Consider the following 22,610-nt stretch of genomic DNA (forward strand, 5'->3'; position numbering starts at 1 on the left):
GGGGACACAGATCCGTCATAACCGTCCGATTTGCCGGATGTGATGGCCGAAAATTCCCCCGGAGGATGGTGAGTGCGGGCATCGGCGGCCGCCCGGGGGCGGGCGTCAGATGCTGCCGACCACCTTGCGCGGGGTGATCCGGACGACGACCCGCTCGGCGTCCTTGCCCGATTCCGGGTTGAACTCGGCATAGGGCTTGCCGGTGTACTTGCGGGACAGCTCGTCGATGAGCTCCTGGCCGCCCTCGGTGGTCAGCGTGGCGGTGCCGCGGACCTCGGCGTAGGTGTACGGGCTGTCGGACGGCTGGACGACGACCGAGACGCGCGGGTCGCGGCGGATGTTGCGTTCCTTGCGGCGGCCGACGGTGGTCGAGATCAGCAGGTCGTCGCCGTCCCGCTTCACCCAGACCGGCGACGCCTGGGGGCTGCCGTCGGGCTGGACCGTCGACACGATCACGAAGACCGGGGTGTCGAGGAGCTTCTTGAGGTCGTCGGACAGGGTGGCAGTCACGAGGATCCTTCCTGCGGGCCGTTCCGAGGGACACGAGTACTCCGATCCTCCCCCAACACCCGTACGGCGTCCGGCATTCCCGCGCCATACGGGGGAATGCCGGACGCCGTACGCCCTCGGGCCGTCACCGGCCCGGGGATGCCGTTCCGGGGGTGCGGTTCCGGGGTGCCGCTCAGCCGGTGCGGAAGACGATCGCCGTGGCGACCGCCGCCAGGCCCTCGGCGCGGCCGGTCAGGCCCAGCCCGTCCGAGGTCGTCCCGGAGACCGAGACGGGCGCTCCGACCGCCGCGGACAGCGCCTTCTGCGCCTCGTCCCGCCGCTTGCCGACCTTCGGGCGTACGCCGATGACCTGCACGGCGACGTTGCCGATCGCGAAGCCCTCGGCGCGGACGATCCGCGCCGCCTCGGCCAGCAGCGTCACACCGGAGGCACCGGACCACTCGGGCCGGCTGGTGCCGAAGTGCGCGCCCAGGTCGCCGACGCCGGCCGCCGAGAAGAGCGCGTCGCACGCGGCGTGCGCGGCCACGTCGCCGTCGCTGTGGCCGGCCAGGCCGTAGCCGTCGCTCTCCGCGGCGTCCCAGAGGAGGCCGGCGCACCACAGCTCGCGGCCCTGCTCGAAGGCGTGCACGTCGGTGCCGATGCCGACGAGCGGGATGCCGGCGGCGGGGGCCGGGTCAGACATAGCCATCGTTGGCCCTCCTACGGGCGAGTACGGCCTCGGCCAGGACGAGGTCCAGCGGCCGGGTCACCTTGAACGCTTCCTCGTGGCCGGGGACGACCACGACCGGGGCGCCGAGCCGTTCGACCAGCCCGGCGTCGTCGGTGGCGCCCTCGCCCTCGACGACGGTGTCGTGCGCCTTGCGCAGGGTCTCCAGGCTGAAGCCCTGCGGGGTCTGCACGGCGCGCAGCAGGGCCCGCTCCGGGGTGCCGACCACCGGCTCGGGGGCGCCCTGGGGCTGCGGCTCGACCTGCTTGACGGTGTCGGCGAGCGGCAGCGCCGGGACGACCGCGGGCGCACCGTTCCGTACGGCGGCGATCACCGCGTCGACGGTGTCCACCGGGACCAGCGGGCGCGCGGCGTCGTGCACCAGCACGACGTCGATGTCGGCCGGCAGCGCGGCCAGACCGAGCCGTACGGACTCCTGGCGGGTCTGTCCGCCGGGGACGACCACGAGGTCGGTGCGGTCGGCGAGCGGGTATTCGTTCAGGAGGTGGTCCACCTCGGTGGCGCCGTCGGGCGGGGCGACCACGACGATCAGCGAGACGGCGCGGGAGGCGGCCATCGCGCGGACGGCGTGCACCAGCATGGGGGTGCCGCCCAGCGTGCGCAGTGCCTTGGGGGTGCCGGGACCGAGCCGGACGCCCCGGCCGGCGGCGGGGATCACCGCGGCGGTGCGGATCGGGCGGGAGGGATCTGACATCGATGGCTCCGGAGTCCGGGGCGAGCCCGGAATTGGCGCAGACAGGTTTGTTTGCTCGGGCGGGGTGGGTATGGCCTGGGCGTGCCCCCTGGTCGAGCGACGCCGGGCGGGGGGAGTGCCGGGCGCGAGCCTTGACCGGACCCTTCCGTGACATCGGTCGAGGCAGCTGCCCGGGCCCGGCACGCCACAGTCAGTGGGCGTCCTCGTCGATCCCGGCGGACCGCCTCATCCGCGGAGATGCCCTCGCAGATATGCCGCAGCGCCCGGCAACAGACCCCTCCGTACGGGAGGGTCGTCACTCGGGCACCGCGGCATTGCTACGTCGTCACTGGCGTCGGGTGCGGGGGTGTGTCCCATGACCGGCGCGCAGCAGCGTCAGGACGCGAGAACCTCGTCGAGCAGGGCCTCGGCCTTGTCCTCGTTGGTGTTCTCCGCGAGGGCGAGTTCGCTCACCAGGATCTGGCGGGCCTTCGCGAGCATCCTCTTCTCACCGGCGGAGAGTCCGCGCTCGCGCTCACGCCGCCACAGGTCGCGCACTACTTCGGCGACCTTGATCACATCGCCGGAAGCGAGCTTCTCGAGATTTGCCTTGTAGCGACGGGACCAGTTCGTCGGCTCTTCGGCATACGGTGCACGAAGCACCTCGAAGACCCGGTCCAGCCCGTCCTGACCAACCACGTCGCGTACGCCGACGAACTCCGCATTGTCCGCTGGCACACGAACAGTCAAGTCGCCCTGGGCGACCTTCAGCACCAAGTAGGTCTTGTCCACGCCTTTGATCTGGCGAGTTTCGATGGCCTCGATCAGCGCGGCCCCGTGATGGGGATAGACCACGGTGTCGCCAACCTTGAACGTCATGTGACAGGTACCCCTTCCGTGGCTATCCATGCTAACACGGGAACGGACCGTTCTGAATGGCGTTTTCGCAGGTCAGGGCATATCTCGGGGCTTGACAACTCTGGCCGCGACGTGCTGCGAGGACCCCTTGGAGGCGGGTATTCGCAGGTCGGAGGGGCTTCGCGGGCGACCGGAAACACGCCCGTCACACACCGGGAAGGCCGCGATCGGCGGGTCGAACGTCCCGTTTTGCACGGATCCGCTTGAGCGAGTTCCGCTACTCCGTTCGGCTGCTCGCGCCCTCCTCGGAGACGATTCCCGAATTGATCACCACCGGAGCGCCGAAGGGTGTGATCAATTCCGTCGGGCCTTCACATTCTCTGCGAATACTGTTTTTCGGCGGGGGAAACCGCAGGCGGAAACGGGTGCGCCGGCAGCCGAACGGTCACCCGCGGAATATCCGGGCGCGTTCCCGCCGGCACGTTCCCGTCGGTCCGTTCCCGTCCACTTCTTCCGGGCGGTTCTTCCGGCACCCCACCTTCCTTTAATGATCATGAACTCTTGGGCCGGTTTTCTGCGGGGTGCCGCGCGGCGGGTGAGCTCGCGGGCCCGGCCCTGCACACCGCGCCCGGGCGGCGGTGACGGGCCGCGAGCACGCTGGGGGCGGGTCGGGTGCGGCGGCGCGGGGACGGCTCGGTAACCTAGCGGCGCTGACACACCCTTAGGGCGGCTTTACGCACCCGTCGTCATGACGCGTACGCGGGCCGCCCCAGCCGTCCATCCGCGACCGGGCACGAACGTTCGGCCGCCGTAGCTCGTCAAGGAGATGCCGCCGCCGTGAGCCGCAGCCTTCGACGCGGCGTCCTCGCCGCCACCGTCCTTTCGCTCTCGGTCGTCTCGCTGTCCGCCTGCGCGGCCGGCAACGACGCCCAGACGCTTCAGGTCAAGCCGGACAACGCCGCGACCTCCGTCGGTGACATCAAGATCCAAAACGCGAATGTCATCACCCAGCCCGATGTGAACGCCAAGGGCCCGGCCGTGGTGGCCGCGACGGTGTTCAACAACGGCGCCAAGGACCAGAAGCTGACCGCGATCGACATCGCCGGCCAGTCGGCCAAGCTGACGCCGGCCGGCGGCGGCTCGGGCCAGATCACCGTGCCGGCCGGCGGGTCCGTCGTGCTCGGCGGCAAGGACAACGCCTCGGCCGTCCTCGCGAGCGGCCGGGAGGCCGTCCAGGACGGCAACATCCAGTCGCTGACCTTCACGCTCAGCACGACCGGCAAGGTGAAGGCGAACGCCTACGTCATCCCGGCGACGAGCTACTTCCAGGGCTACGGGCCCTCCCAGCTCCCGCAGCCGTCCGGCTCCGCCTCGCCGTCCGGCTCCGCCAAGCCCTCGGAGTCCGGCAAGCCGTCCGGCAGCGCCTCCCCGTCCACCTCGGGCAAGCCCGGTGCCGGCGGCGCGCACGCCGGCCACTGACCGTCCGTACGCCTCAGGGGCGCCCCTCCCGGACCGGAGGGGCGCCCCTGAGGCGTATCCGGCGCACCCGCGGGCGGGCCTGCCGGGCTGCGGTCTACGGCTCGAACTTGTAGCCCAGGCCGCGGACCGTGACGAGGTAGCGCGGGGCGCCCGGGTCGGGCTCGATCTTGGCGCGCAGCCGCTTGACGTGCACGTCCAGGGTCTTGGTGTCGCCCACGTAGTCGGCGCCCCAGACCCGGTCGATGAGCTGCATACGGGTCAGCACGCGGCCGGCGTTGCGCAGCAGCATCTCCAGGAGGTCGAACTCCTTCAGCGGCAGGTCGACCTTGCCGCCGGCGACCGTGACGACGTGCCGGTCCACGTCCATCCGGACCGGCCCGGCCTCCAGGGCCTGCGGGGTGACCTCCTCCGGCTCGCCGCGGCGGCGCAGCACGGCGCGGATGCGGGCGACCAGTTCGCGGGAGGAGAAGGGCTTGGTGACGTAGTCGTCGGCTCCTATCTCCAGGCCGACGACCTTGTCGATCTCGCTGTCCTTGGCGGTCACCATGATGACCGGGACGTTGGAGCGGCCGCGCAGCTGGCGGCAGACCTCGGTGCCGGGCAGACCGGGCAGCATCAGGTCCAGGAGGACGAGGTCGGCGCCGTTGCGCTCGAACTCGTCCAGTCCGTCGGGGCCCGTTGCCGCGATGGCGACCTCGAAACCCTCCTTGCGGAGCATGTACGACAGTGCGTCGCTGAACGATTCCTCGTCCTCGACGACAAGCACTCGGGTCACGGAAGGACCTCCGGGGCTGGGTGAGCAGGGAGCGGATCGTTGAAGGTCTCGTACGGACGGTCCTCGTCGTCGAGGCCCTCCGCTGACAGGTCCGCGGGCCGTTCACGTTCGCGTACGGCCCCGGCTTCCGGGAGACGCAGGGTGAAGGTGGAGCCCTGTCCCTCAGCGCTCCACACCGTGACCTCCCCGCCGTGCGAGGCGGCCACGTGCTTGACGATGGCGAGGCCGAGGCCGGTCCCGCCGGTGGCGCGCGAGCGCGCCGGGTCCACGCGGTAGAACCGCTCGAAGATGCGGTCCCGGTCCTTCTCGGATATCCCGATGCCCTGGTCGGTCACCGAGAGTTCGATCAGGTCACCGCCGGGTGCCGCCACCCGGCGGGCGGCGATCCCGACGCGGGTGCGCGCCGGGGAGTAGTTGACGGCGTTCTCGACGAGGTTGCCGAGGGCCGCCGCGAGCTGGCCGCGGTTGCCCCAGACGCTGAGGTCGGCGGTGCCTCCGGCGGCCATGGTGATCTGCTTCGCGCCGGCCTGCTGGCGGCAGCGGTCCACCGCCTCGGCGACCAGTTCGTCGACCCGGACCGGCTCGGCGTCCTCCAGGGGGTCGTCGTTCTGGACCCGGGAGAGGTCGATGAGTTCCTGGACGAGGCTGGTGAGGCGGGTGGCCTCGTTCTGCATGCGGCCGGCGAAGCGGGTGACGGCCTCGGGGTCGTCGCTGGCGTCCATCACGGCCTCGGACAGCAGCGAGAGCGCGCCGACGGGTGTCTTGAGCTCGTGGCTGACGTTGGCGACGAAGTCGCGGCGGACGGCCTCTATCCGGCGGGCCTCGGTGAGGTCCTCGACCAGCAGCAGGACGAGCCGGGAGCCCAGCGGGGCGACTCTGGCGGAGACCGCCAGCGCCTCGCCGCGGCCGGTGCCGCGGCGCGGGAGGTCCAGTTCGACCTGGCGTATCTCGCCGTCCCTGCGGGTGTCGCGGGCCATCTGCATCATGGGCTCGACGGCGAGCTTGCCGCCGCGGACCAGGCCGAGGGCGTACGCCGCGGAGCTGGCCTTGACGACGGAGTCGGCCTCGTCGAGGACGACGGCGGAGGACCGCAGCACCGACAGGACGGTGTCGACACCGGGCGGCAGCACGGCGTCGGTGTGCAGCGAGGTGCGGGTGGGCTTGGCCTGGTCGCGCTCGCTCCAGCGGAACGCCAGCATGGCGAAGACGCCGGTGCACAACCCGGCGATCGCTGCCACTGCGGCAACGGCCGCGTCCACGTTCATGACTCCAGAGTATGTGCCGGTTCGGGCACTCCCCCAGCCTCGCGGGGCGCTGCTCGAACAGCCGTCGCCCAGAGTTCACCGTGGCGTCCGCGCCGGTTCACTCCGGAGGCCGGGAAGGGGCGCGCCGTCGCCCGCCGGAGGGCCTTGGGGCGACCGGCGCGTGCACCCCGCGGCTCCGGTGTGCGGCCGGTGAACCGCGACGGCCGCCCCGGTGCGGGGCTCGCGTCGCCCAGAGTTCACCTTCACGTCGGTGCCGGTTCACCCCGGGTGGGAGCGCAGGACGCGATCCGGCCGCAAGGTGAGGGTGCGGGTGACGGATCGTTTCCGCTCCGGCCGCGGGGCACCGCGCTTCCGGGACACGGGCCGTGCGGGCACGGACCGTGAGAGCGTGGGCACAGGTCATCGTGCACTCCGTTTCCCCTCCCCCACCACCCCACACCACACTCGACGCGAGAGAAGGTCACAGATGCGGGACGCGTACCACGAGGAGCTGGATTCGATCGGCGAGGGCCTGGTCGAGATGGCCCGGCTCGTCGGCTCCGCGATCGGGCGCGCCACCACGGCGATACTCGACGCGGACCTCAAGCTGGCCGAGAACGTCATCGCCGCCGACGAGAAGGTCGACGACCTCCAGCGGGACCTGGAGGCCCGGGCGATCGCCCTGCTGGCCCGGCAGCAGCCGGTCGCCACCGACCTGCGGATCGTCGTCACCTCGCTGCGGATGAGCGCGGACCTGGAGCGCTCGGGCGACCTGGCCCAGCATGTGGCCAAGCTGGCCCGGCTGCGCTTCCCGGAGACGGCCGTGCCGCGCGATCTGCACGCCACCATCCTGGAGATGGGGCAGCTGGCGCAGCGCCTGATGGCGAAGGCCGCCGAGGTCATCATCACCAAGGACGTCGAGCTCGCGCTGCAGCTGGAGCACGACGACGACGCCATGGACCTGCTGCACCGCACGCTGTTCCAGCACCTGATGGACGACCGCTGGAAGCACGGCATCGAGACCGCGGTGGACGTGACGCTGCTGGGCCGCTACTACGAGCGGTTCGCCGACCACGCGGTGTCGGTGGCCAAGCGGGTCGTCTACCTGGTGACCGGTGAGCACGCCGACGAGATCGCCCCGCCGACGGCGGTCGACGGCACCTGACGGCGGGGGGCGGGAGAGCGGCGCGGGGCCGCGCTCGGCGAGCGACCGTGCGCCGTTGACGTGTGCCTCCACGCGCCGTTGACGCGCCTTGCCGCCCGGGCTTGCAATGGGCCTCAGGTGACCCCTTGGGCACCCGGTGACCCCTAGGAGGCAATGGATGGCACCCATGGCGGACTCCCTCAAGCCCGCGGCGCCAGGCGACCCGGCGCCCGTCGAGATGGCCGGCTGTTCCTGCGGCCCCGGCTGCAGCTGCGGCTGTCAGTCGGGCGGACCGTGCCAGTGCGGCGGCGGCTGCTAGCGGTCTCGGCGGCTCCCTACGGCACGGCGCGACTGCTCCACCGCGGCCCCGGCCGGACGGTCTTCCCGACCGTCCGGCCGGGGCCGCCGGCAGTTCTGCCGCCCGGTCGGGCCGTGGGGCGGGCGGCCACGGATCACAGGGAGACCGACAGCGGATGGATCTCGTCGGCCCGGTGGCCGGCCCGCTCGTGGATGCGTTGCACGGCCCCTGCCGAGGGGGCGTCCGACAGGCAGAACACATCGCCCGAGTCGGTGTCGGCCCAGGCGTGCTCGAAGGTCACGCCCTCCTCGCTCTGGATGGCGAGGTCGGCCTGGTGCGCCGCCTTGATGTCGTCGGGGCTGAGGCCCGTCATCCCGTGGTGGACGTCCATGAACTTGGGCATCGAGCTCATCTCCAGGGTGCAGAAGGGTCGGGTCCCCTCTTCCATGCTGCACGGCCCGGCGCCGACCGCATCCAGGAACCGGTCCGCCGCGGGAACGCACGGTCAGCGGCTGCGCCCGGCGGCGCAGCGCACGCAGGTGCTCGCCGCCGGGCGCACCTCCAGTCGCTCCGCGGGGATCGGGTCGCCGCACGCCTCGCACCGCCCGTAGACCCCGCGTGCCAGGCGTTCCTCCGCCCGGTCCAGCGCCGCGAGATGGTCGTGGGCCTGCGCCAGCAGCGCAGCGACATGGGCCCGCTCGAAGGCGGTGCTCGACCCTTCGGGGTCGTGTTCGTCGTCCACCGCCACCAGCGCGTTCGCCTCGACGATCACGTCGAAGTCGCGGCCCAGCGCGGCGATCTGCGCGGCCGTGTCCGCCCGCTCGGCGGCCAGCCGCGCACGGACCGCGGCGGGCTCGACCGGGCCGAACACGGCATCCCGGGACGATTCAGTCATCCCTCTGGCAACACCGGCGCCCCGATCCGCATTCCGCGCGCGGCGCGCCGCCTCCGCGGCAGCGCCCCGGCCCGTGGCCGTGGCCGGAGCCGCACGCGCGCGGTCAGTCGGCGGTCTTCTCCCCGGCCTTCTCCTCGGCCTTCTCCCAGACCGAGACGTGCCGGCGGCTCTCGCTCGTGAACGGTGTCCCTGCCCAGTCCTCCCAGCGGTCGCGCAGCCGCAGCCCGGCCAGGCGCGCCATCAGGTCCAGTTCGGACGGCCACACGTACCGGAACGGGACGGAGGAGTGCTCGGCGCGTCCGTCGACGAGCGTGACGTAGTGGGAGCTCATGGCCTGGGTGACGACGTCGTAGGTCTCGAACGCCCACTTGGTGGGGCTGATGTGGAACGGCACGGCGGTCTGCCCGGGCGGCAGGCGGCGCAGTTCCGGGACCCCCACCTCGATGACGAAGCAGCCGCCGGGCCGCAGATGGGCGGCGGCGTTGCGGAAGCAGTCGACCTGGGCGTCCTGCGTCGTCAGGTTGTTGATCGTGTTGAAGACGAGGTAGCTGACGGCGAACGTGCCGGGCACCCGGGTCGTGGCGAAGTCGCCGATCGTCACGCCGATGCGGTCGCCGCCGGGCTTGGCCTGCAGTCGCGCCACCATGGCCCGGGACATGTCGATGCCGTGCACCGGGACGCCGCGGGCGGCCAGCGGCAGCGCGATCCGGCCGGTGCCGATGCCGAGTTCCAACGCCGGGCCGTCGCCGGCGAGTCCGGCCAGCACCTCGACGACCGGGTCCACCGCGTCCGGGCCGAACATGTCCCCCGACGACTCGTCGTACCGGGCCGCGACGCTCTCTCCGAAGTAACCGTCCTCGTAACCATCGTCATCAGGCATCCCGAGACGGTAGCGCCCGCGGCCGGGGCGGTGCGCGCGTTTTTACGACGCTCCTCGTCCGCGGAAACGGCCATCCGGCAACAGCGAGACCGGCGCGCCTGGGACACTGCTGCGCATGCCGATCGAGGATGACGTGCGGTGAGCGCGTCAAGGGCGTTGACGCGAATATGCGGGGTTGTCGGTTACTTGGCCTCGGCTGTCGCATGTGCCTGGCTGCTGGGGGCGGTTGCCCTCCCGCCACCCCACACCGTGCCGCTGGTGTGCGGCGGCGTCGCGGCGGCGTGTGCGGTTCTTCGAGCAGCCGCTCTGTGGGCGGCGCGGTCCGCGCGGCCGCAGGTCTCGCTGACCAAGGCGGCACCGGTGTCGCCGTACGGCCGGCCCATGGGGGCGCTGCCCCTCACCGACTCGGCGGGCTGGGTGAGGGCCCGCACCTGTGCGGTGTGGGCGCTGGTGGCCTTCGCCGCCGGAGCGCTCGTCGTGCCGGTCCTGTCCGGCTCACCCGGTCCGAAGGTCACCGCCCTGCAGAAGGCCGGCGCGACGGTCAGCAACGCCACCGTCGTCGGCCGGCCCACGTCGCTGGAAAGGGACCTGAGCGAGGAGGTCGTCCGCGGCTATTACGCGGACCTCGTCCTGTCGGTGCCGAACGGCCCCGGCCGGCTCCCCGTGGACGGCGCCTACACCCATGACCGGCCACGCGAAGGCGCCACCGTCGAGGTCCTGTGGTCGCCGGACGCCCCGCAGCTCGGTGGCGTGGTGCACGCACGCCGGGACCTGCACCTGCTCGCGCGGCCCCACTGGCAGGCGGGTGCGGACTCGGCCACCGGCCGCGGCGCGCTCTTCGGGCTGATCGTCGTCACCGTTGTCGGCCTCCTCCTGGGGACCGTGCTCACCTTCACCTCGGGCACCGAGGCCCTGCAGGAGCTGGCCTGGTCACCGCTCGCCCAGACGGTGCGGGCCGCGACGACCGTCGGCCTCTACCTGGCCTGGCTGCCGATGCTCACGGGGCACACACCCGCCCCCATGGTGGGCCTGCTCGCCTCGGCGGGCTTCCTGGTCGTCCTGCTCGTCCACTGCTTCACTTCCGTGCGCGCCGTGGGCAAGGGGTGAGCGGCTCGCAGGTGTACGCCCGGAGCGAGCCCGGGCCGTGAAAACGCCCCCGGCCCGTCCTCTACGAGGTGACGGGCAACTCCCGTGCTCGCCGGCGGGCTTGGGCCCGTAGCTCTTTCAGGCGGCTGTGGAAGGCGTTGTGGCGATTCTGGTCGAGGTTCAGCGGGAGGTCGAGCCGAGAGATGAGCTGTGACTCCAAGGTCCACGGTTCGCCGTGCTCGAGCCAGCACACTCGCGCGTTGTCTGCCATCCACTGACTCAGCGTGGCTTCGCCGACCTTGCCGAACGTCATCCGCTTGCCACTGCCCACGCGACGCAGCTCCAGCCCGAGCAGGCAACCGAGGGTGAGCCGCAGGGTTGAGCCGGCCGCATTGCCCCGGTAGTGATAGCGCACCCGCTTGCGCAGGTTCTGGGTGCTGGTCCGGTTCGCCATGTACCGCGGGGCTATACCGACATAGAGCAGGCGACCGGCGTCCAGGTCCGGGTGGGGCGGCTGCTCGAAGTGCCACCCGTAGATGCCGGCTGCCGCCGCGACGGGACTCGGGCGCGCCAAGACCTCCTGCGCCGACCACAACCGGTCGGGACTGACGAGAGCGGTAGCTTCCACGAAGCCTCCAGGCGTGCCACGGCTGATCGTCGCAGGTTACCGGTCAACGCCGACAGGAGGTGGGGCGCAGCGGCGTAGGTTCAGCGGTGGGCGCGTGTCGGCGCGTTGCCGGAGCAGAACGACTTCAAGCCGGATGAGCGCGTGATGGAATCCGATACGAGGCTGTCTGCCGGATCTGCAATCGATACAGTGCGGCCATGGGAAGGCGCATCAATAGAAATAGTGGCGGCACGGCTGATGTCACTGTCACGCTGGTACATGGCACATATGCACGCAACGCGGCTTGGACTTCGAGCGAAGGCGCACTGCATGCGACACTTTCGGGAGCAGGGTACCGCGTGGTTCCGTTCTCCTGGTCCGGCAAGAATTCGCACCGAGCCAGAGACCGCGCCACCAGCGAACTGGTCACCCACCTCGAAAGTCAGATGGCAGCCACCCCGAAGGCACGGCAATGGATAGTTGCGCACAGCCATGGGGGGAATGTGGCGTTGCGGGCAATGGAAGCTGTGGACAAATCGGTGTCCACCATCACCCTCGCAACCCCGTTCATACATTCTCGCGGCCGGGACGTTCCCATCCATCAGGCACTCATGACGGCATTATTCGGGATACTACTCATTTCCCTGGCCTGCACCAGTGCACTTACCGAGCCAAAAGCTTGGATCGACTGGACGATCATATCCTTCGCCGCACTGCTCTGCCTGATGCTCGCGCTGTGCGCGGTGGGGCTCGCCATGCACCGGAAAAAGCTGGGCCGCGGCTTCCGCAGCAAGCTCGTGACCTCCATCCACTCGCCATCCACCGTAGTCAGCCGCACCACGGTAATACGCTCTGCCGGCGACGAAGCCTCGACCTTCCTGGTGGCCGGGCAATTCATAGGATGGCTTACAGGCGCGAGCAGTCGCCTCTTCGGTAGCTTCAAACTGTGGACTTTCATCCTCCTGACCACGCAAGCCTCCATCCTGGCCGCCGCGGCACTCCACACCCGCAGGCTGGCATTCATGCAGTATTTCTTCGCCGTTCCGGGGCTTGCCCTGGTCGCACTGATCACTTTGCTACTCAGCTCCTCGCTGGTGTTTGGCATCGACGGGCCATTCGTCAGCCTGTTCGGGTTCAGTTCGGTTGAAGCTTCTCCGCCAGGCAAAGCAGTTCTGATGCAATTGGAGCCTTTCGCGCCGCAGGGCCGGAGACTGGCGCATTCCCGCCTGTATGATGACGAGCGAGTAATTCGAGAAGTCTTGCAGGTAATTCAACAGGGAATGGCGAAGCGTACCCTGACGAAGCAATAGCTCCACCAAAAAGCCCCTTGCCGGCGGAAAATCCGCCGGCAAGGGGCTTGCAGCTATGGGGTTACTTCTTCTTTCCCTGGTTCTTCACTGCCTCGATGGCGGCCTTGGCGGCCTCCGGGTCGAGGTAGGTGCCGCCGGGGTTGACCGGGCGGAAGTCGGCGTCGAGCTCGTAGGAGAGCGGGATGCCGGTGGGGATGTTCAGGCCCGCGATGTCGGCGTCGGAGATGCCGTCGAGGTGCTTGACCAGGGCGCGCAGGCTGTTGCCGTGGGCGGCGACCAGGACCGTGCGGCCGGTGAGGAGGTCCGGGACGATGCCGTCGTACCAGTACGGGAGCATGCGGTGGACGACGTCCTTGAGGCACTCGGTCCGCGGGCGCAGCTCCGGCGGGATCGTCGCGTAGCGCGCGTCGTGCGCCTGCGAGAACTCCGAGTCGTCGTCGAGCGCGGGCGGCGGGGTGTCGTACGAGCGGCGCCAGAGCATGAACTGCTCCTCGCCGAACTCGGCCAGGGTCTGCGCCTTGTCCTTGCCCTGGAGGGCGCCGTAGTGGCGCTCGTTCAGCCGCCAGCTGCGGTGGACGGGGATCCAGTGCCGGTCGGCGGCCTCCAGGGCCAGCTGCGCGGTGCGGATGGCGCGCTTCTGGAGGGAGGTGTGCACTACGTCGGGGAGCAGGCCGGCGTCCTTGAGCAGCTCTCCGCCGCGGACCGCCTCCTTCTCGCCCTTCTCGTTGAGGTTGACGTCCACCCAGCCGGTGAACAGGTTCTTCGCATTCCACTCGCTCTCGCCGTGGCGGAGGAGGATCAGCTTGTACGGTGCGTCGGCCATGGCGTCGAGCGTAATCCAATTCCGGAATCGGCCCGGCGCGGGTCCATGACCTGGGCATCCCGGCGACGCTTGACGGTTTCCGGCAATTCAGTGGCGGCGGCGCCCGATCGGTAAGTAGGGTGCGATCACCGCTTTCACCACTTACATCGAGCCCACGCTCCACGCACGCCGTCCACGGGGGAAATGTCATGTCCGCATCCACATCCAGTCGCGGCCCCGCCCGCCTCAAACACGCCGCGCGGGAGAGCGTCTCCGGCCTCCCCCGCCAGTTCTGGTGGCTGTGGACCAGCACCCTGATCAACCGGCTGGGCGCCTTCGTCGCCACGTTCCTGGCCCTCTACCTGACCGTCGAGCGCGGCCACTCCGCCTCGTACGCGGGTCTGGTCGGCGCGCTCTACGGCCTCGGCGGGGTGATCTCGTCCGTGGGCGCCGGGGTGCTGACCGACCGGCTCGGCCGACGCCCCACGATGCTCGTCGCGCAGCTGTCGACGGCGGCGTCCGTGGCACTGCTCGGCTTCATGACGGACCCGGTCGCGATCGCGGTGGTCGCGGGCGTGGTCGGTATGGCGACCAACGCCTCCCGCCCCGCCGTACAGGCGATGATGGCGGACATCGTCGCCCCCGAGGACCGGGTCCGCGCCTTCGCCCTGAACTACTGGGCGATCAACCTCGGCTTCGCGGTCTCCTCCACCGCCGCCGGACTCATCGCCCAGCACGGCTACCTGGCCCTCTTCCTGGGCGAGTCGACCCTCGTGCTGGCCTGCGCCCTGGTCGTCTTCTTCAAGCTGCCCGAGTCCCGCCCGGCCGCGACGCCGACGGCGGGTGACGACCGCGACTCCGGCGGCTCCGGCCCCGCCGCCGTCTCCATGCGCACCGTGGTGCGCGACGGCCGCTTCATGACCGTCGTCGGCCTCAACCTGCTGCTGGCGCTGATCTTCCAGCAGGCGTATGTATCGATGCCGGTGTCGATGGGTCAGGACGGCTTCTCCAGCGCCGACTTCGGCACCGTGATCGCGGTCAACGGCGTGCTCGTCGTCCTGCTCCAGATCCCGGTCACCCGCTTCATCGAGCACCGCAGCCCCGCCATGCTGCTCATCGGCTCGGCCCTGCTCGCCGGGTACGGCTTCGGGCTGACCGCGCTGGCCGGCTCGGTCGCGATGTACGCGCTCGCCGTCGTCGTGTGGACCCTCGGCGAAATCATCAACTCCCCCACCCAGATGGGCCTGGTGGTCCGCCTCTCCCCGCTCCACGGGCGCGGCCGCTACCAGGGCATGTATTCCCTGTCCTGGTCCGTCGCCTCGCTCGCGGCGCCGCTGCTCGGCGGCACGGTCATCGACCACTACGGCGCGGACGCGCTCTGGGCGGGCTGCGCGGCGGTGGGCACGGTGGCGGCCCTGGGCTACGGGCTGCTGCTGCGGAGTCTGCCGGGGCGGACGACGGTGGTGGACGGTTCGGCCGGCACACCGACGCCGGGCGCCGCGGCCGAGCCTGCGTCTGTCTCTGGATCTGCGCCTGTGTCTGTGCCTGCTTCTGCGCAGGGCCCGGGCCCGGTGTGCGCCTCCGCGCCGGGTGGTACGGGCGCGTGACGGGCGGCCCGAAAACCCGTCGAGCGTAGTTCCGTTGGGGGCTACGCTCGGCCCGTGCCGCCCGCGAAAACGTCCTACGTCTGCCTGCCCTGCCGGGCCTCCTACAAGCAGCCCTACGACGGCGACCACGAGCGTCGCTGCCCGCGCTGCGCGCGGCCGCTGCTGCACGTGGGCTCCGCCTTCGCCCCGCCGAAGCGCCGGGACACCGCGGGCTGGCGGGTGCTCTCGCTACTGCTGAACGCGGGCGTCCGCTTCCACAAGAGCTGCTGCGGCGGGCCCGGTTACCGCCCTCGCACCCTCAGCGAGGTACGGGAACGGATGGCCTACGCGAAGGCCACGGGTGAGCCGTTCGCCCGCGCGCTGGTCCGCCATGAGGTGCCGTAGGGGGGCGTCGGCGTCGGGCTCGGGGGCGTAGCGTGGTCGGCACGTCCTTCTCGCGGGGGTGGCCATGGAGTTGTTCCACGAGGAACCCGGCATCGGTGACCGCATCGCCCGGCTGCGGGCACGCCGCAAGCTGACGCAGGAGGGGCTCGCCGAACGGGCGGACCTGTGCGTCGACACCGTCCGCAAGCTCGAACAGGGCGTACGGCAGACGGCCCGGCTCTCGACGCTCAATGCGCTGGCCAGAGCACTGGACGTGGAGCCGTCCGTGCTCGTCGGGCAGCCCGCCACCTTCGAGGTGCGCAGTGAGGGGGAGCAGCCGTCCGTGCTGGCGCTGCGTCAGGCGGTGTCGCCCGTCTCCGACCTGTTGGGCGACGAGCCGGACCCCGAGGACCCGCCCGGTATCGCGACGTTGCGGGAATCCCTGCGGTCGACGGAGCGCATCCGGCGGGACGGGCGGATGGCGGAGATCGGGGTGCTGCTGCCGCAGTTGATCAGGGATGCGAAGGCGGCGGCCCGCGCCTGCAACGGGAGCGACGCCGCGGCGGCGCAGTCGGTCCTCGCCGAGGCGTATCAGGTCGCCGCGACGACGCTCGCGGCCCTGGGCAAGGAGGACGCCGCGTTCACCGCCCTCGAACGGTCGATGGCGGCCGCGGCCAAAGGGGACGACCCCCACCTGGAGACCGTCGGCTTCTCCAGCCTCGCCTGGGTCCTCACCAAACAGGGGCGGCTGGCCGACGCGGAGCGGGTCGCGTTGCGCGCCGCCGAACGCATCGAGCCCGGCTTCCGGTCACCGTCCCTCGAACTCGCCCTGTGGGGCGCCCTGTTGCTCCGCGCGGCGACGGCCGCCGTGCGCCTGCAGCGGCACGACACGGTGCGCGAGCTGCTGACCATGGCGAGCGCCGCGGCGGCCGGCATCGGCACGGATCGCCTCGACTACGCGACCCCGTTCGGGCCGACCAATGTGGGCGTGGCGAAGGTCAACTTCCTGGTGGAGATGGCGGAGAGCTCGGAAGCCCTCCGCACCGCGCGCGCGGTCCCCGAACTGCACGCCCTCCCGCCGACCTGGCGGGCGCGCTTCCACGTGGACCGGGCCCTGGCCTTCGCCGACCTCCGCAAGGACGACGGTGCGCAGCAGGCACTGCTCGCCGCCGAGCGCACCGCCCCGGAGTGGATGCGCTACCACTCCACCAGCCGCCGCCTCGTCGCGGACCTCCGCAACCGCGAGCGGCGTCGCACCTCCCCCCTCACGGAGCTGGCCGACCGGCTCGGCCTCGACGGGTAGGACAGGGCGTCCCAGCCCCGGCGGAAAGTGGCACGGGGCGTCCCTGTGCGGTGCACCGGTGCCTGCCTAGCGTTGCCGGTGCCGTCCAGAGGGACGCGCCCCGCGGCCCCGCACGGTCCCGGGCACCCCTACCTCGCGAAAGCAGGCCGCCGTGACCGATCGTTCGCCCCGCCTTCTTCCCTGGGCCGCTCCCGGTGGGAAGCCCTGTTACTTGTTCACGGACGACGACAGGGGGTTTCTCTCGCGGTATGCCGATGAGGTCGAGGCGTTACAGCTCGGGATGGGGCTCGGGCTGCTGGAGCACGCGCGGGTACTGATCGACGATCCGGCCGCCGACGCGCGGCAGTTGCGGTTTCTGTCGGTGCAGCTGAGTGCGGCCCTGCGGGACGCGGTGCGGGTGGCGCAGGCGCGAGGGGCGGGGGTAACGGCGGGGGCGGAGTGAGGGGTTCGTGGTGGCCACACCCCCAGGAGGGGAGGTGGCACGGTCGATCCGGGGCCTCGGGGCCGTGAGGCTGGAGGGGCGGCCGGAGCGGCCGTGGTGGTGACCTACGGGGACGACGGGGAGAGCGTCATGGCGGAGCGTGCGGGGGGACGCGGGACGCGGCGGGGGGTGCTGGCGGGGGCGCTGGTGCTGGCGGGGACGCTGGTCGCGGCGCCGGCGGTGGCCGGGTGTGCGCCGGACGCGGGACGGGCGGGCGGCGGGGGCGCGGCCGGCCCGGAACACGCGGCGGCCACCGGCGTGCAGCCGGCCCGGCTGACGCTGCCGGTGCCGAGCGGGCGGTATCCCGTCGGTACGGTCTCGCTCCGTCTGGTGGACCACGGGCGGTCCGACCCGTGGGTCGGCGGACGGGCACGCCGGGAGCTGATGGTCAGCGTCCGGTACCCGGCACGGGCCGGGGCGCGACGGTACCCGCGCGCACCGCAGATGTCGGCGCGCGAGGCGACCGCGTTCGACGCGCTGAACAACTTCGGGGAGCTGGTGCCGCGGGGAAAGGTCGCCTGGGGTGCCACGCTCACCACCGCGCGCGAGGGCGCGCCGGTGGCGGCCGGGCGGCTCCCGGTGGTGCTCTACTCCCCCGGCGCCGGCGACCCCCGCTCGTTCGGCAGCACGCTCTGCGACGACCTGGCGTCCCGCGGCTACGCGGTGGTGACCGTCGACCACACGTATGAGGCGCCGGCCGTGGAGTTCCCGGGCGGGCGGGTGGCGCGCAGTGTGATGCGGGCGGAGCTGGCCAGGGCGCAGAAGACGGGGCGGATCACGCAGCTGCTGCGGAAGGTCAGCGGGGTGCGGGTGGCCGACACCCGGTTCGTGCTGGACGAGTTGGCGAAGCGGGGGCCCGCCTCCCCGCTGCCGGCCGGGCTGCGGGACGCCCTGGACCTGGGCCGGACGGGGATGTTCGGCCAGTCGGCCGGCGGGTTCACGGCGGCCCAGGCGATGCACGACGACCGGCGGATCAGGGCCGCGGTCAACATGGACGGGGTGATGGGGTACACCCAGCGCGACGACGATCCGTCGAACCCCTCGACCGTTGGGCGCGACGGCGTGGACCGCCCGCTGCTGCTGTTGGGGTCGGAGGGGGACACCCACCGCACGGTGGCGTCCTGGGGCGCGGTGTGGCGGCACAGCCGGGGCGCCTGGCTGCGGGATCTGACCCTGCGGGGCGGCCGGCACGCCGGTTTCACCGATGCGCAGGCGCTGATTCCGCAGCTGGCACGGGAGTTGCACCTGCCGCGCAAGGGCGTGGTGGAGACGGTCGGGACGGTGGATCCGGTGCGGGCGGTCGGCGCACAGCGGGCCTGCGTCGCCGCGTTCTTCGACCGGTGGCTGCGGGGCCGGGGCGACGGCCTGCCGGCCGGGCTGCCGGGGCGGTATCCGGAGCTGCGGGTCGTGCCGTAGGGGGGCGGTGCGGGACGGGGGGCCGGCACGGGGGGCCGGCACGGGGGTTCGGAACCAGGGGTCCGGTACGGGGGTCCGGAACCGCGGGTCCGGTACGGGGGGGGGAGGAACCGCGGGTCCGGTACGGGGGTCCGGAACCGGGGGTCCGGTACGGGGGGGTGCGGGGGTGGCCGGTCGGCCACCCCCGCACGCGCCGTGGTCAGGCCGCGGTGCCGAAGTGCACGGTCTTCGCGGTCAGCAGGAACAGGTCCGGGCGCCGGTCGACGCCCGCCGGGTCGGCCGGGTCCAGCAGCCGGTCGAGGGTCCGCAGGTCCTCGTCGTCCAGGAGGTCGGCGAGCCCGTTGCGGCAGCGCTCCAGGGACCACCGCGCGAAGAGCCGTGCGGGGCCGTCCGGCCCCGTGGCCAGCGGTGCGGGGTGGTCCACGAGGAAGGTCCTGCTCCGTGCGCCGGTGAGTCCCGCGGTCCGCAGCATGCCGGGCCAGTCCTCCACCACCGGCACCGAGCCGGGCAGTTCGTCGCGCATCCGGCTGAAGCGGTCGGCCTGCGCCGCGTCGAGCCGCTCCTGCAGGCCGGGGCGGCCGAAGCCGACGTCGCGCGGCAGCCAGCGGGGCGGCAGTCCGCCCTCGACAACGGCCAGCACACCGCCGGGCGTCAGCAGCCCGGCCAGCCGGCGCAGCGCGTCCTGCTGGTCGCCGACGTGGTGCACGACCTGCCCGGTCCACACCAGGTCCGCCGGGCCCAGGCCGTCGAGTTCCGCGGGGAACTCGGCCAGCCGGGTCCGCAGCCGTACGCCGAGCCGCGCGGCCCGTTCCTCGGCGCGGGCCAGCAGCTCCGGCGTGCCGTCCACCGCGGTGACCTCGGCCTGCGGGAAGACCTCGGCCATCCGGCAGGCCGCGACGCCCGGGCCGCTGCCGATGTCGAGGACGCGGCGCGGGGTCAGATGGCCGATTTCCGCCAGGGCCTGCCGCACGTAGGGGCCGTGGACCTCACCCTCCAGTTCCAGCAGGTCGGCCATCGCGGACCAGTCGAAGTCGTCGTCGTGGCCGTGGTGGTGGTCCTGGGGGTGCGTGTGGGTGCCGTGCCGGTGCGTGTGCGGGGTTCCGGTCATCGCTGCTGCTCCCGTCGTCCGTTCTCCGTCAGCTCTTCCTCGATCAGGTCCAGGTTCACCGCGCGGGCCGCCCGGTCCCCGGCGGCGGCCGCGACGACCACCTGGGCGGTGGGGTCGACGACGTTGCCGGCCGCCCACACCCCCGGCACCGCGGTCCGGCCGGCCGGGTCGACCGGCACCAGGCCCGACGCGTCCCGTTCGCAGCCCAGGGCGGTGAGCAGCGCGTCGTGCGGTACCGGCCGGGCGGGCACGAAGAGCGCGGTGCGCGGTACGACGGTCCCGTCGGCCAGCCGTACGCCGCGCAGCGTCCCGTCCTCGACCACCAGCCCGGCGGCCCCGCGGGCCTCGATCCGTACGCCGCGGGCGGTCAGCGCGGCGCGGGCGGTGTCGTCCGGCGCCGCGCCGAAGAACACCACGTCGTCCGTCAACTGCCGTACCAGCAGCGCCTGGTGGACCGCCCGCTGCTCCTGACCGGCCGGGGCGAGCACGCCGAGCGGCCGGTCGCGGACCTCCCAGCCGTGGCAGTACGGGCAGTGCAGCACCTCGCGTGCCCAGCGTTCGCGCAGACCGGGCAGGCCGGGCAGCTCGTCGTGCATCCCGGTCGCCACGATCACCCGCCGGGCCCGCACCGTGCGGCCGGCCAGGTCGGCCTCGAAGCCGCCCTCCGGGCCGGTGCCGCGGCGCAGCGCGCGGACCTCGCCCGTGACGACCCGGCCGCCGTACCGCTCGACCTCCGCCCGTCCCGTGGCGAGGAGCTCCGCCGGGGGCGCGCCGTCCCGGGAGAGGAACCCGTGCACCTGCTCCGCGGGCGCGTTGCGCGGTTCGCCCCAGCCGGCCACCAGCACCCGGCGGCGGACCCTGGCCAGGACGAGCGCGGCGTTCAGCCCGGCGGCCCCGGCCCCGACGACCAGTACGTCCGGTACGTCGTCTTCCATCGTTGACCACCTCCTGGCGCCGACCATGCGCCCGGGAGTCAGAAGGAGGCAAACCTTGTTGCCGTTTCCGCAAAGGGAGGGGGACGGAGGCTATGCCTCGGGGGCGTCGTCCCGCGTCAGACGCTCGAACGCCGCCAGGTTGCGGGTGGACTCGCCGCGCGAGACCCGCCAGGCGTACTCCTTGCGGATGGCGCCGGCGAAGCCCATCTCCAGGAGGGTGTTGAAGCTGCCGTCGGCGTTCTCCAGGACGGTGCCGAGCAGCCGGTCGAGCTCGTCGGGGGTGACGGCGGCGAGCGGGAGCTTGCCGACGAGGTAGATGTCACCGAGCTTGTCGATCGCGTAACTGACGCCGTAGAGGCGGGTGTTGCGTTCCAGGAGCCAGCGGTGCACCGCCTCGTGGTTCTCGTCGGGGCGGCGCACCACGAAGGCGTTGACGGAGAGGGAGTGCCTGCCGACGCGGAGGGAGCAGGTCGTGGAGAGTTTGCGGGTGCCCGGCAGCGTGACGACGTACACGCCGTCGGAGGGCGATTCCCATGCGAGACCTGCGTCGTCCAGCGCCGTCTCGATCACCTGTCGCGGGTCGTCAGCCATGCGCCGATCGTAGGTGACGCCGCCGCTCCTGCATCGCCGCGGTGTAGACGTCGCCGGTCGCCGCGGCGGCGGTGTCCCAGCCGAACGACTGGGCGTGCCGGGCGGCGGCGGTGCCCATGCCGGTCGCGAGCGCCGGGTCGTCGACGAACCGCCGCAGGGCGCGGGCGTAGTCGGCCGGGTCGTGGCCGGCGACCAGGAAGCCGCTGACGCCGTCGCGCACCGCCGTCGGCAGGCCGCCGACGGCGGCGGCCACGACCGGCGTCCCGCACGCCTGCGCCTCGATGGCCACCAGCCCGAAGGACTCGCTGTACGAGGGCATGACCAGCACGGACGCGGCGCGGTACCAGTCGGCGAGCTGCTCCTGGCCGACCGGCGGGCGGAACTGCACCAGGTCCGCGATGCCGAGCCGGGCGGCCAGCTTCTGCAGGCCCTCGGGCTTGGCCAGACCGCTGCCGCTGGGCCCGCCGACCACGGGCACGACCAGCCGGGAGCGCAGCGAGGGGGTCTCGGCCAGCAGGGCGGCCACCGCGCGCAGCAGGATGTCGGGGGCCTTGAGCGGCTGTATCCGCCCGGCGAAGAGCGGGATCACCGCGTCCTGCGGCAGCCCCAGGCGGGCCCGGGCCGCGGCCCGGCTCTCGGCGACCTCGCCGCCCGAGGGCCGGAAGCGGTCGAGGTTGACGCCGGGGTGGACGACGGCGACCTTGCCGCGCTCGGCCTCGTAGTGCCGTACGAGCTCCTCGGCCTCCTCGGCGGTGTTGGCTATCAGGCGGTCGGAGGCCCGCACGACCTGGGTCTCACCGATGACGCGGGCGGCCGGCTCGGGGGTGTCACCGACGGCCAGCGCGGCGTTCTTGACCTTCGCCATCGTGTGCATGGCGTGCACCAGCGGGACGCCCCAGCGCTCGGCGGCCAGCCAGCCGACGTGCCCGGAGAGCCAGTAGTGGGAGTGCACCAGGTCGTAGTAGCCGGGGCGGTGGCCGGCCCACGCCTGCATCACGCCGTGCGTGAAGGCACACAGCTGGGCGGGCAGCTCCTCCTTGGCCAGGCCCTCGTACGGGCCGGCGTCCACATGCCGTACGAGGACGCCGGGGGCGAGCTCGACGGCGGGCGGGAGGGTGCCGGTGGTGGCGCGCGTGAAGATCTCCACCTCGATGTTGAGCGAGGCGAGCGTGCGGGCCAGCTCGACGATGTAGACGTTCATGCCGCCGGCGTCGCCGGTGCCCGGCTGGTGCAGCGGGGAGGTGTGCACGCTCAGCATCGCCACCCTCCGGGGGCGGCGCGCGCCGCCGGGCAGGCGCAGCCGGGAGGGCCCCGGGAACGGGCCATGGGGACGGCTGCGGAGCCGGGACACATATGGGCTCACGTCGAGCTACCTCCTACCGGGGCCGGCACGCCCCGAACCCCTGCAACAACGGACCCCGGCCATCCATTTCCGTACGGCCCGACGGCTGCGTACTTTGCCAAAGCGTGACCGTGGGCGGGTGCTCGGGTGCGGGGTCCGGCCGCCGACCCCATACT

At 72.2% G+C, this 22,610-nt stretch carries 24 protein-coding genes; 9 read left to right on the forward strand and 15 right to left on the reverse strand.

All coding sequences use genetic code 11. The features are described from left to right. Positions 1-105: 105 nt before the first annotated feature. From SL103_RS32440 to SL103_RS32455, 4 genes are all read right to left on the reverse strand, one after another. A complete protein-coding gene (locus SL103_RS32440; protein WP_069572517.1) occupies positions 106-510 on the reverse strand; it encodes a PPOX class F420-dependent oxidoreductase in 405 nt (134 codons plus the stop codon). Between the two features lie 172 nt (positions 511-682). Further along, positions 683-1,192, reverse strand: a complete 510-nt coding sequence (ispF, locus tag SL103_RS32445; RefSeq protein ID WP_069572518.1) for a 2-C-methyl-D-erythritol 2,4-cyclodiphosphate synthase — start codon at positions 1,190-1,192, stop codon at positions 683-685. Then, a complete protein-coding gene (gene ispD / locus SL103_RS32450; RefSeq protein ID WP_069572519.1) occupies positions 1,185-1,931 on the reverse strand; it encodes a 2-C-methyl-D-erythritol 4-phosphate cytidylyltransferase in 747 nt (248 codons plus the stop codon). Before ispD ends, ispF begins: the two co-directional genes overlap by 8 nt. 375 nt (positions 1,932-2,306) lie before the next feature. After that, on the reverse strand, positions 2,307-2,789 hold the full coding sequence (locus SL103_RS32455; protein WP_003953493.1) for a CarD family transcriptional regulator: 483 nt from the start codon (positions 2,787-2,789) through the stop codon (positions 2,307-2,309). Positions 2,790-3,605: 816 nt separating this feature from the next. On the opposite strand from SL103_RS32455, the gene SL103_RS32460 reads away from it, so the two are divergent. Next, positions 3,606-4,247, forward strand: coding sequence for a DUF461 domain-containing protein (locus SL103_RS32460; protein WP_069572520.1), 642 nt, complete (start codon positions 3,606-3,608; stop codon positions 4,245-4,247). Between the two features lie 94 nt (positions 4,248-4,341). On the opposite strand, the gene SL103_RS32465 is transcribed toward SL103_RS32460, so the two are convergent. Together SL103_RS32465 and SL103_RS32470 are read right to left on the reverse strand one after the other, a co-directional pair. Next, the gene (locus SL103_RS32465) at positions 4,342-5,022 is read right to left on the reverse strand and encodes a response regulator transcription factor (RefSeq protein WP_033266349.1); all 681 of its coding nucleotides are present in this window, start codon (positions 5,020-5,022) and stop codon (positions 4,342-4,344) included. Further along, positions 5,019-6,287, reverse strand: a complete 1,269-nt coding sequence (locus SL103_RS32470) for a sensor histidine kinase (RefSeq protein WP_069572521.1) — start codon at positions 6,285-6,287, stop codon at positions 5,019-5,021. Before SL103_RS32470 ends, SL103_RS32465 begins: the two co-directional genes overlap by 4 nt. A 466-nt stretch (positions 6,288-6,753) precedes the next feature. Between SL103_RS32470 and phoU the strand changes: the two genes are divergently transcribed. After that, the gene (gene phoU, locus SL103_RS32475; RefSeq protein ID WP_069572522.1) at positions 6,754-7,431 is read left to right on the forward strand and encodes a phosphate signaling complex protein PhoU; all 678 of its coding nucleotides are present in this window, start codon (positions 6,754-6,756) and stop codon (positions 7,429-7,431) included. 431 nt (positions 7,432-7,862) lie between these two features. Here phoU and SL103_RS32480 read toward each other — a convergent pair whose 3' ends face one another. From SL103_RS32480 to SL103_RS32490, 3 genes are all read right to left on the reverse strand, one after another. Beyond that, positions 7,863-8,111, reverse strand: coding sequence for an SCO4226 family nickel-binding protein (locus tag SL103_RS32480; RefSeq protein WP_069574313.1), 249 nt, complete (start codon positions 8,109-8,111; stop codon positions 7,863-7,865). Positions 8,112-8,213: 102 nt separating this feature from the next. Next, positions 8,214-8,603, reverse strand: a complete 390-nt coding sequence (locus tag SL103_RS32485) for a TraR/DksA family transcriptional regulator (protein WP_069572523.1) — start codon at positions 8,601-8,603, stop codon at positions 8,214-8,216. Positions 8,604-8,706: 103 nt separating this feature from the next. Beyond that, positions 8,707-9,483: a class I SAM-dependent DNA methyltransferase gene (locus SL103_RS32490; protein ID WP_069572524.1), complete on the reverse strand. Its 777-nt coding sequence runs from the start codon at positions 9,481-9,483 to the stop codon at positions 8,707-8,709. A 186-nt stretch (positions 9,484-9,669) separates the two neighbouring features. On the opposite strand from SL103_RS32490, the gene SL103_RS32495 reads away from it, so the two are divergent. Further along, entirely contained in the window at positions 9,670-10,590 is a 921-nt protein-coding gene (locus SL103_RS32495; RefSeq protein WP_164492921.1) for a hypothetical protein, read from the forward strand. A 61-nt stretch (positions 10,591-10,651) separates the two neighbouring features. On the opposite strand, the gene SL103_RS32500 is transcribed toward SL103_RS32495, so the two are convergent. Further along, positions 10,652-11,197: a GIY-YIG nuclease family protein gene (locus SL103_RS32500; RefSeq protein ID WP_069572526.1), complete on the reverse strand. Its 546-nt coding sequence runs from the start codon at positions 11,195-11,197 to the stop codon at positions 10,652-10,654. 197 nt (positions 11,198-11,394) lie between these two features. Between SL103_RS32500 and SL103_RS32505 the strand changes: the two genes are divergently transcribed. Beyond that, positions 11,395-12,486, forward strand: a complete 1,092-nt coding sequence (locus SL103_RS32505; protein ID WP_164492922.1) for an esterase/lipase family protein — start codon at positions 11,395-11,397, stop codon at positions 12,484-12,486. Positions 12,487-12,547: 61 nt separating this feature from the next. Here SL103_RS32505 and SL103_RS32510 read toward each other — a convergent pair whose 3' ends face one another. Beyond that, entirely contained in the window at positions 12,548-13,309 is a 762-nt protein-coding gene (locus tag SL103_RS32510; RefSeq protein ID WP_069572528.1) for a phosphoglyceromutase, read from the reverse strand. Between the two features lie 188 nt (positions 13,310-13,497). On the opposite strand from SL103_RS32510, the gene SL103_RS32515 reads away from it, so the two are divergent. From SL103_RS32515 to SL103_RS32535, 5 genes are all read left to right on the forward strand, one after another. Further along, positions 13,498-14,895: an MDR family MFS transporter gene (locus SL103_RS32515; protein WP_069572529.1), complete on the forward strand. Its 1,398-nt coding sequence runs from the start codon at positions 13,498-13,500 to the stop codon at positions 14,893-14,895. A 54-nt stretch (positions 14,896-14,949) separates the two neighbouring features. After that, the gene (locus SL103_RS32520) at positions 14,950-15,279 is read left to right on the forward strand and encodes a deoxyxylulose-5-phosphate synthase (RefSeq protein WP_069572530.1); all 330 of its coding nucleotides are present in this window, start codon (positions 14,950-14,952) and stop codon (positions 15,277-15,279) included. A gap of 64 nt (positions 15,280-15,343) precedes the next feature. Then, a complete protein-coding gene (locus SL103_RS32525) occupies positions 15,344-16,561 on the forward strand; it encodes a helix-turn-helix domain-containing protein (RefSeq protein ID WP_069572531.1) in 1,218 nt (405 codons plus the stop codon). A 211-nt stretch (positions 16,562-16,772) separates the two neighbouring features. Then, complete coding sequence (locus SL103_RS32530; RefSeq protein WP_347877879.1) at positions 16,773-17,003, forward strand: hypothetical protein; 231 nt, start codon at positions 16,773-16,775, stop codon at positions 17,001-17,003. 129 nt (positions 17,004-17,132) lie between these two features. Continuing rightward, positions 17,133-18,458 carry an alpha/beta hydrolase family protein gene (locus tag SL103_RS32535; RefSeq protein WP_069574314.1) on the forward strand — a complete coding sequence of 442 codons (1,326 nt, stop codon included), beginning with the start codon at positions 17,133-17,135 and terminating at the stop codon, positions 18,456-18,458. A 199-nt stretch (positions 18,459-18,657) separates the two neighbouring features. Here the strand turns inward: SL103_RS32535 and SL103_RS32540 are convergent, their stop codons facing one another. From SL103_RS32540 to mshA, 4 genes are all read right to left on the reverse strand, one after another. Next, positions 18,658-19,566 (reverse strand): class I SAM-dependent methyltransferase, encoded by a 909-nt coding sequence (locus SL103_RS32540; RefSeq protein ID WP_079146098.1) that lies wholly within the window; start codon positions 19,564-19,566, stop codon positions 18,658-18,660. Further along, positions 19,563-20,501, reverse strand: a complete 939-nt coding sequence (locus tag SL103_RS32545; RefSeq protein WP_069572533.1) for an NAD(P)/FAD-dependent oxidoreductase — start codon at positions 20,499-20,501, stop codon at positions 19,563-19,565. The genes SL103_RS32540 and SL103_RS32545 overlap by 4 nt, the downstream gene beginning before the upstream one ends. A gap of 90 nt (positions 20,502-20,591) precedes the next feature. After that, positions 20,592-21,092, reverse strand: coding sequence for a YbjN domain-containing protein (locus tag SL103_RS32550; protein WP_069572534.1), 501 nt, complete (start codon positions 21,090-21,092; stop codon positions 20,592-20,594). Beyond that, the gene (gene mshA / locus SL103_RS32555) at positions 21,085-22,455 is read right to left on the reverse strand and encodes a D-inositol-3-phosphate glycosyltransferase (RefSeq protein WP_069572535.1); all 1,371 of its coding nucleotides are present in this window, start codon (positions 22,453-22,455) and stop codon (positions 21,085-21,087) included. Before mshA ends, SL103_RS32550 begins: the two co-directional genes overlap by 8 nt. Positions 22,456-22,610 lie beyond the last annotated feature (155 nt).

It is taken from the genome of Streptomyces lydicus, assembly GCF_001729485.1.
Classification (GTDB): domain Bacteria; phylum Actinomycetota; class Actinomycetes; order Streptomycetales; family Streptomycetaceae; genus Streptomyces; species Streptomyces lydicus_D.